This window comes from candidate division WOR-3 bacterium, assembly GCA_039802205.1.
Taxonomy (GTDB): domain Bacteria; phylum Hydrothermota; class Tepidihabitantia; order SM23-42; family JAOAFX01; genus JAOAFX01.
Genome location: JBDRWD010000083.1, coordinates 1 through 8,717, shown reverse-complemented (window position 1 = coordinate 8,717; position 8,717 = coordinate 1). Strand labels below are relative to the sequence as shown.

10 protein-coding genes are annotated in these 8,717 nt (G+C 38.7%); all 10 read left to right on the top strand.

Annotation, left to right across the window (positions count from 1 at the left end; all coding sequences use genetic code 11):
* The coding region (locus ABIL39_11875) for a mechanosensitive ion channel family protein (GenBank protein ID MEO0166823.1) at positions 1–298 on the top strand (298 nt) is incomplete at its 5' end.
* A 39-nt stretch (positions 299–337) separates the two neighbouring features.
* Positions 338–940 carry a hypothetical protein gene (locus ABIL39_11870; protein MEO0166822.1) on the top strand — a complete coding sequence of 201 codons (603 nt, stop codon included), beginning with the start codon at positions 338–340 and terminating at the stop codon, positions 938–940.
* Positions 941–1,157: 217 nt separating this feature from the next.
* Positions 1,158–1,913 (top strand): hypothetical protein, encoded by a 756-nt coding sequence (locus ABIL39_11865; GenBank protein MEO0166821.1) that lies wholly within the window; start codon positions 1,158–1,160, stop codon positions 1,911–1,913.
* 318 nt (positions 1,914–2,231) lie between these two features.
* Positions 2,232–2,582 carry a hypothetical protein gene (locus ABIL39_11860; GenBank protein ID MEO0166820.1) on the top strand — a complete coding sequence of 117 codons (351 nt, stop codon included), beginning with the start codon at positions 2,232–2,234 and terminating at the stop codon, positions 2,580–2,582.
* A gap of 36 nt (positions 2,583–2,618) precedes the next feature.
* The gene (locus tag ABIL39_11855) at positions 2,619–3,251 is read left to right on the top strand and encodes a hypothetical protein (GenBank protein ID MEO0166819.1); all 633 of its coding nucleotides are present in this window, start codon (positions 2,619–2,621) and stop codon (positions 3,249–3,251) included.
* 175 nt (positions 3,252–3,426) lie between these two features.
* Positions 3,427–3,951 carry a DUF6512 family protein gene (locus tag ABIL39_11850; protein MEO0166818.1) on the top strand — a complete coding sequence of 175 codons (525 nt, stop codon included), beginning with the start codon at positions 3,427–3,429 and terminating at the stop codon, positions 3,949–3,951.
* Positions 3,951–4,505: a TMEM165/GDT1 family protein gene (locus ABIL39_11845; protein MEO0166817.1), complete on the top strand. Its 555-nt coding sequence runs from the start codon at positions 3,951–3,953 to the stop codon at positions 4,503–4,505. The genes ABIL39_11850 and ABIL39_11845 overlap by 1 nt, the downstream gene beginning before the upstream one ends.
* A gap of 400 nt (positions 4,506–4,905) precedes the next feature.
* The gene (locus tag ABIL39_11840) at positions 4,906–5,526 is read left to right on the top strand and encodes a hypothetical protein (GenBank protein MEO0166816.1); all 621 of its coding nucleotides are present in this window, start codon (positions 4,906–4,908) and stop codon (positions 5,524–5,526) included.
* A gap of 60 nt (positions 5,527–5,586) precedes the next feature.
* The gene (gene cutA / locus ABIL39_11835) at positions 5,587–5,913 is read left to right on the top strand and encodes a divalent-cation tolerance protein CutA (protein ID MEO0166815.1); all 327 of its coding nucleotides are present in this window, start codon (positions 5,587–5,589) and stop codon (positions 5,911–5,913) included.
* A gap of 383 nt (positions 5,914–6,296) precedes the next feature.
* The coding region (locus ABIL39_11830; protein MEO0166814.1) for a C25 family cysteine peptidase at positions 6,297–8,717 on the top strand (2,421 nt) is incomplete at its 3' end.

Genomic DNA, 8,717 nt, shown 5'->3' with positions numbered 1-8,717 from the left:
GGTGGGTGTGAGTTATGATAGTGATTTGGAAAAAGTAGAAAAGGTTGTAATTGAGGTCGCAAAAGAAACCTTGCGTGAAGTTCCGGGTGGAGTAAAGGATTTTGAACCATTTATTCGTTATCACACCTTTGGCGAATTCAGTATTCAATTTACTGTCATACTGCGTGTAGAAGAATTTGCCAGTCAATTCATAATTAAACATGAATTTGTTAAAAGATTGCATAAACGATTCAAACAGGAAAATATAATAATTCCGTATCCGATAAGAATTGTTCATTTTGAGAAAAAAGATAAATAGTTTCCTCACCTTTGAAAGTATATATTTAACTCCAGTTAGATGAAAGAGATTTTGATAAAGCGGTTTAATCTCTTTTGTTTTTATTTGTTGACTTTTATTATTGCTTGCTCCCGTGAATCTGATGAAACTATACTCCGTCGTGAATTTTCGGTGCCTGCTTCGGCAAAGACAATTTACTCACATATTAGCCCAGAAGAGCCGGGCTTTTTTGGCCGGGAAGGTCTGAGAATTGATATTGGATTTCAATTTAATGAACAAGATTTTCAGAAATATCTGACAGATGCACTGAAAAATGGTAAATGGCGTGAATTACCTATACCAAAAGATTTTCTAATGAAGATGCTTGGAATTGAATCAACAAAGCAGGGAATTATAAGGAGTTATAAAAATTCTGGTAAAGAATTGCCTGAAGAAGGTTCAGTGTACAATCCAACAATTGAACAATTGTATGAAGATGCCCTTAAATCGCTTGATTTGCCCGATACAAAAGGATTTTATCAATGTAGAACAGCAGGTGATGATATAATGCGCAAACCAAAGGAGATTAAAATGACTTTAGAGAAAGATCTGATTGATTTTATGCTGGCAATATTGGATACTGAAAAAAGGCAGTTGATAATAAGAGTGAGGACAAAATATTAGTCTGAAAAAGGTATTAAAAGGCTAAAGATGGCAAAAAGGCGAAATGAATTAGAAAGCTAAAGATGGTTCAAGATGGTGAGAAAGGAAAAGCAGGGCAAGGCTTTAGCCTTACTGGCAATAATAGCAATTTGGAAAAGGCATTAACGGACTAAAAAAGACTAAAGATGGCAAGATGGATAGAAAAGGCAAGAAGACAAAAGATAAAATAGGAGGTAAAATGAAGTATATACAATTTGCATTTTGTTTGCTTTTGGTTGTGTGTCTTTCACTGGGCAATTCCCAGTCCGAAAGATTCTCTGCTGAACTGGAAGGTGGAGCGGTCTGGCAAAGCAGGAATGTTGTCCAGATACCAAATACATCTGCAGGTACAAGATTCTCGCTCGTTGAACTTGTTGGAACAGGTCCATTACCCTGGTTTCGTTTGTATCTTAAATGGCATATCACATCAAGACATAATCTTCATATTCTTCTTGCACCGTTATTCTATACAAAGACAGGAACATTTGATACAGATATAAATTACTGCGGCGAAACATTTCAGCAGGGCATTGCAACAGATGCGACATACAAATTCAATTCCTGGCGTCTTGGATACAGTTATAATTTATGCCTGAGTGTGAAGCATAATTGTAGATGCTGGATTGGATTTACAGCGAAAATCAGGGACGCGAAGATAAAACTTGAGCAACAGGGGAGAAGTGCGGAGAAAACAGACCTTGGATTTGTGCCTTTATTACATATTGCAATGGAGAAGAAATTCACCGAAAAGTGGGGATTTGTTTTTGACCTTGAAGGGCTTGCTGGTGGACCGGGCAGGGCTTTTGATGGTGCTTTGAAAGGACGATTTTATCCCACAAAAACCTGGAGTATTTCCTTAGGTTATAGAAGTGTTGAAGGTGGCGCTGATATTACTGAGGTCTATAATTTTGCCTGGATACATTATGGATTGTTGTCTGTTCTGTACCAATTCTGATTTAGGTATTGATTTTTTTTATGAAAGGATAAAATCAATTATTTAATAATAGATGTTAGAAAATAAAGGGATGATTTGATCAATATTAGTATTTGTCATGCTGAACAATGTAATGCCGAATTTATTTCGGCATCTCATGCCATTTTCAGCATCCCGAAACAAGCTCGGGACGGCGACTGAAAAATCATTACTTTTTGAAACCCTGAAATAAATTCAGGGTGACAAAATAGAAATTGTAATACAGCCTCTGAAGGTTTGTCCTACGTTTAATAAAAATTGGAGCGGCGTTTTGAAATAATAATAAAAAAAGGAGGAATTATGAAAACCATATCAAAAGCAATTGTGTTTTTGGGTCTCTTTGTGTTTGTAATATGTTCGGGGAGTGATGATACAAAGACCAGCAAGACGAAGAATCCACCAAAGATGCAAAAGTTTGTTACATATTCCTATAATGACCCTTTAGCAGGGATAGAGGTATTCCGTTTGCTCATTCCCGGTGACTGGAAGGCAGAAGGGGCAATAAACTGGGTAGCAGTCCCAGCCCTGCCTGCGAGGGTCAATTTTCGTTTTTATGATACCAAAAGTCGGGCTGAATTCAATCTCTTTCCAGCCCAAGATTATTTCTGGACTGATAATCAGGGATTTTTGTATACGAATCCTCCTGGTTAATTACGATTTGGAACGCCTGTAGCCCAACCCATTGACTTGCACACCGCCTTCACCCGGGTTATCATTCCTAAATTCAGAGGGGGAGTCAGTGATTTAAAAATTATTGAAGAAAAAGAAGTCCCGGACCTGGCAAAACTTGCAAAGGGACCGCCAACCGAGGGTGTTACCGCACTCGCTGAAGCAGGCAAAATGAGGATTGAATACACAGAAAACGGAAAAGAGATGGAAGAGGAATTTTATGCGGCAGTCAGTCAGTTCATAATAAATTTACCGGGTAGTTATTATTCGCCAAGTTATTACATAAACTACTGGTATATTGATTCGATATTCTCATTCCGAGCAGAGAAAGGAAAACTTGATGCCCAGGCAAAGTTGTTTCAGACTATGCTGTATTCCTTGCAGGTCAATCCCCAATGGTATGCCAAGGTTGCAAATGTGAAAGAGTATCTTGCACAACTTGTAATTCAGAATATTCAGGCAACAGGCAGAATGAATCAGATCATTGCCCAGGCAAGTAGTGAAATGCGCGAAGACCAGCAAAGGGCATGGGAATATCGTCAAGGTGTAAATGAAAAGATTGCACAGAATTTCAGTGATTATGTAAGAGGTGTTGACCAGTATTATGACCCATTTGCAGAAAAACGGGTAGAACTGCCTACTGGATATTAAAATGTATGGTCAAACAATTTAGGTGAATACATTCTCACTGACGACCCCAATTATAATCCCAATGTTGGTTCAAATCTGAATTGGCAACAGATACATCCTGCACGGTAAGAAGAGACTCGAAAAATTCTTCTCCTTTGAATGGAGGGGATAAAGGTTAAGGAGAAAGCAGGCAATAATGTTTATTCAAAAAATTCCAGTTAAAGCATTCCTTTATCTAATTATATTTTCTGCATTGCATTTCGGATATGATTTGACTGGTTGGTCTATCCTTACACCATTCTGTGGTATTGATGAATCTATCTTTCAACATCTGAAAATGGCATTCTGGGCATATCTATTTGCCAGCTTAATAGAATACTTAGTTATTCAGAAGAGAATAAATGCGAAAGCAAGTTTCTGGTATGCGCGATTATTGTCAACAATTTTTGTGCCCTGGTTTGTTTTTCTTATATGGTATCTGGCACCGGCAATCCGGGGCAAAACGGATTCCAACATAATTGAATTGTTATGGGCAATTTTTAGTTCTTATCTATCTGGCATATTTGCTGGTATAACCGAAAAGACTGCTGAAAGATTTGAGTTCAATACTTCAATTAGGATTGTGCTCATTGTTTTTATAATAATCTCGGCTTTTCTATTCATAAGGTTTACTTATTCATTACCCTGGGTGGATATGTTTGCAAATCCAGAGTCAATATAATGTTTCAGGATTTTTTTATACCATTTTTTACCATTGGACTTGCTGAACTGGGCGATAAAACTCAGATTGCAATTTTATGCCTTGCGACGCAGACAAAAAAACATTTTTTGTTACTTTTAGGTGTAATTCTTGCATTTTTTGTTACCGATGGTATTGCTGTGCTCCTCGGTAATTTTGCTACAAATGTTATGCCGGCGCATTATATCAAAATTGCTGGTGGCATTATTTTTATTATCTTCGGAGTTATAACCCTTTTGAGAAAAGAAGATGAAAAGGCAGAATGCGAATTGAAAAATCCTTTTTTGACCGGTTTTGGTGTTATCTTCGTCTCTGAATTTGGTGATAAAACTCAAATTGCTGCTGGGCTGTTTGCGACAAAGTATCATCCAATTCTGGTGCTGGCAGGTGTAATATTTGCCCTAACAATTCTTTCATTGATGGCAATATTTATTGGCAGATTACTTACCGAGCGTATCAACCGCAAGATTATTTCTTACATTGCTGGAGCAATTTTTATTGTTATCGGAATTATTTACATAATAAGTGGACTTTAGCAAAAAGAAATAACCCTCGCCTTTGTTTTCTTCCTTTTATTTAATCCTCTTGTTCCATCTTTTTAAAAGATGATGATAAGATAATAAAGAATGTCTGTAGTGCATCAGCTTGCTGATGCGTTGTTTTTTACTCTTATTTTATGCTCTTTGTTTCCGTACCTTGCTGTGGGCTTGGGGTATAGACATAGGTGATTTTCAAATATGACTTCAAAATTAATTTTGGCAATGTAAAATGTATAGGAAGGAAAAGGGGGTTTTTGTCCTTGGTGGTATAATTTGTCGTTCACATGTCTTATAATTTTAAAATTCCATACTTCAGTTGAAAAATATACTACATCTTTTAAATAGAGATGTTGACATAATTTAAAAATTAGATAAAATTAAAATTGAAAGGAGTCCAATGGAAACAGTTAAATTCATACGAAGTGTCCTTGTTATTTTGATGTTATTAAATGTATCCTGTTTGATACCTACTTTTGATTCACCGATAGTACGTAAAGGCATGCAGGGATGGGTGGGTGTAACAGGCGGATATCGCTGTTTTGATTATGGCGTGATTGACGAATACAATTTTGAAGATACTAAAGGTGTCGCCGTTGCTGGGGGACTGTTTTATGGATTTTCCGATAAAATAGGATTGAGTTCAAATTTTACAGTATACCGAATAGAAGGCTATAGAGATGGTACCACTTACCAGATACATAATCGTTTTTCAGCATCTATCGCTCCCAAAATTGAACTGAGAAAAAATAGAAATCCTACCCTATCAGTTGCTCTTGGTCCAGCATTTCCGGATATTATTAGGGGTACACTCATGGTTGGTTTCAGGGATGAAACAAGGAATACTCTCTACACTCTCGGAACTCATATTACTTATTTTGCATTTTTCAAACCCTACGATTTCTTTGTAAATATCGGTCCCGGTGAAGGATCGGGAATAGTCTTTTATCTTGGTTATCAGCTTCCTTATTGGGACAATCCGCAAAATTTCGGGGTGGGTTTGGGGTATAGATTTAGGTGATTAAATAATCTTTTTGCTTGAAGGGAGAAGTATATAAAGAAAACGAAAGCGCGTGAGATAATGAAACAAACAAATGGTTATATTCAAGTTTTTACGACCGTCGAAAAAAAGGAAGATGCAGAAAAGATAGCAAAAATAGTTGTAGAAAAACGGCTTGCCGGTTGTGTTCAAATTCTGGGACCAATTAAAAGTACCTACTGGTGGAAGGGTAAAATTGAGAACGCTGAAGAATGGTTATGTATTATTAAGAGCAAGAAAGAGTTATATCCAGAACTTGAAAAAACAATTAGAGAAATCCACCCTTATGAAACACCAGAAATAATTGCAATGCCGATAATCGCTGGATATGAAGGTTATCTGAAATGGCTTAGTGAGATTCCCCCTTGACAATTTCTAAAAAGTGATTATACTAAATATAGAATTAGTAAAAGGTAAGTTTTCCTTAAACAACACCCTCTCCACGCCATGAAGCGTGGCGGGGAGAGGGCAGGGTGAGGAGAAATAAATACAAATGTTTTGGGAAAAACTTAATGGCTTCAAGTATTATAAAAAAACTGGTATAAATCTGTGTCTTTATCCATGTCCATAGGTAAGTTGCCGAAGGCAACAGAAAGGAGGTGATGGGAAGGGACAGAAACAAAATCCTTTGTAGCGGTGCGATTCATCGCACAATTTAAGTGCTTGACCCGGCTCTTAAAGGAAAGAAATAAAAACAAGGTCAAAAACAAACATGGAGGTAAGATGCTAAGAACTGTCTGTCTGTCGGGCTATTGAGCATTCTCTTTGCTCAAGGTCCATATACCCTAACCTTTGACCTTTCTCAATTTGAGTTTTCAGTTGAGAATGGCTTTGATAGGGTAGAGGGAATGGAGATGTCCGCCACAACGGATACTGGTGCACCAGAACTGCCGGTTAAGACACTAAACTTCATTCTGCCCAATGGGACAAAAGTCCAAAATATAGAGATTCTATCTCTCACACTGATTCCGGTGCAAGGCACTTATAACATCTATCCCACTCAACCGCCTTTCCCTTTAACTTATCCTCCAGAACCGCCACCCTGGGTTCCGCCAGATTCTTTAATATACTCTACGGATGCCCTCTATCCAGATTCAATCCCAATTCAAGTTTCTCATAGAGGTTCTTTTGATGGTATTCCAATGGCTACGATTGCGGTCTATCCTTTGCTCTATAATCCGGTGCGGGATTCCTTATATTTGGTTCAATCAATTACCTTTCGTTTTCTTCTTGAAAATGTGCCGATTTCTCAACGCCCGCTGATCAGGGGTGAAGGAATTCACCAATTGTATCTTAGCGGATTAAGAACCAGCGTCTATAATCAATGGGAGGTTGATGCATTCTATAGCCCACCTTATCAGATTGTGCCTGATGATGAGATTGGAAGACTGGGTTATCCTGAGGTTATAATTGTTGCTCCACCTGCCTGCACTTTAGCCTATCGCCCATTTGCTAATTGGCTTATTGAAAAAGGAATGTTCACCGCTATAGTTGCTACGGATTGGATATATCTCAATTACGACGGAATATGGGACCCCATACCTGGTTATCCTGGAGAGTATATTGGTGATGATGCGGCAAAGATCAAAGAATACTTAAGGAAAATGTATCTTGAATGCGGAACCGCTTTTGCAATCCTTGGTGGTGCTCCACAATTCATTTATCCACAGAATTACTTGCCCTGCAGATACTCTGTTGCCTATTATTCTGGAATTCCCACCGATCTTTACTTCCAAGATTTCACAGGCGCCTGGCCGAATAATCCCGATTATCACGAAGAAATCTGGATTGGCAGGGTTCCGGCATGGAATTATGAGCAATCATCATGGTGGGTAGAAAAAAGATTAACGTATGAGAAATCCCCGGCAAATAGAAATTTAATGAGCCATTCACTCTGGATTACCCAAAATTATCAATCTCCTCATCCTTTTCCTGATATTATGGAAGAAATTATTACATATTTCCCACCTAATATTATTCAACATCGTGTGGTAGGTCACCCAAGCAATGCAAATGACCATAGACTGATTGATACACTAAGTATTGGTTACGGAGTTGTCTTTACTTGTGGTCATGGGGGTACTGACGGTATAAGAACTGCTTTTCCGGATTATCGGCAGTTAATTATGGGACATCCCTGGTACTACAATGGCGTAATGCCTAACCTCTCAGAGACGCACAACGTCGGCAAATATTACATAGTCTATGCAATCAATTGCGATAACGCCTGGTTTGACAACACAGAGCCTCCACCTCAGCATAGTTATGACCCAACTTGGACTGCCGGGGGTCCTCTTCCTTGTATGGCTGAAGCCTGGACATCATTTTACAGATTGGCAGGCGTTCCACCCGACCCTTACCCACCAATTAATGCGGTTGCTTTTCTAGGTAATACAAGATATGGATATGCTTATTGGGAGCCACCCTACTGGGGTTCACCAACATTAAATAAAAACTTCGTCAACCGGCTCTTTTACTATGATACGCTAATTGGCATTGCTGAAGCAAAGGCAAGATATTCTGGCCCATATGGTTTTTATGCCTGGGACCTTTGCTATCTCCACAATCTCTTCGGCTCGCCTGAAATGCCGGTCTGGACCGAAAATCCAAAGGATATGATTGTTGAACATCCTGATGCAATTCCTGTAAACACACCAATAAATTTTGAAGTTACAGTCTATGAAGACCCATCTGGTGTTCAACAGATACCCCTACAAAATGCCTTGGTGACTATTTACAAACCAGGTGCAACCCTTCCTGAAGTCTATGAATCAGAAATGACAAATGCTGATGGAATAGCGTATTTTAGCCTTAATGTGCCTACTACCGGTGTAATGAAAGTGACCGTTACCAAACATAACTACCTCCCCTATCAGGGTGATGTTCAGGTCTTTGAGTTTGATGTTGATATTCCAACTTCGCATACCCAATATACTGAAGGCAGAAAATTGATACGGCAACATAATACAGAGAATCTACACCTATCCTTTACAACCCTTGAATTTCCGGGGGTTAATGGTCCCGATGCCTGGAGTGCTTATTCATTATCTACGGACGGTGGTTCATCCTGGGAACAGAGTCAGAATGTTGCCCGATTTACCTATAATCCAAGCATTGGATTGACAACCGAACCGAATCCCCGCCCCTGCCTTGCCTTTCGCAATTCATATGAA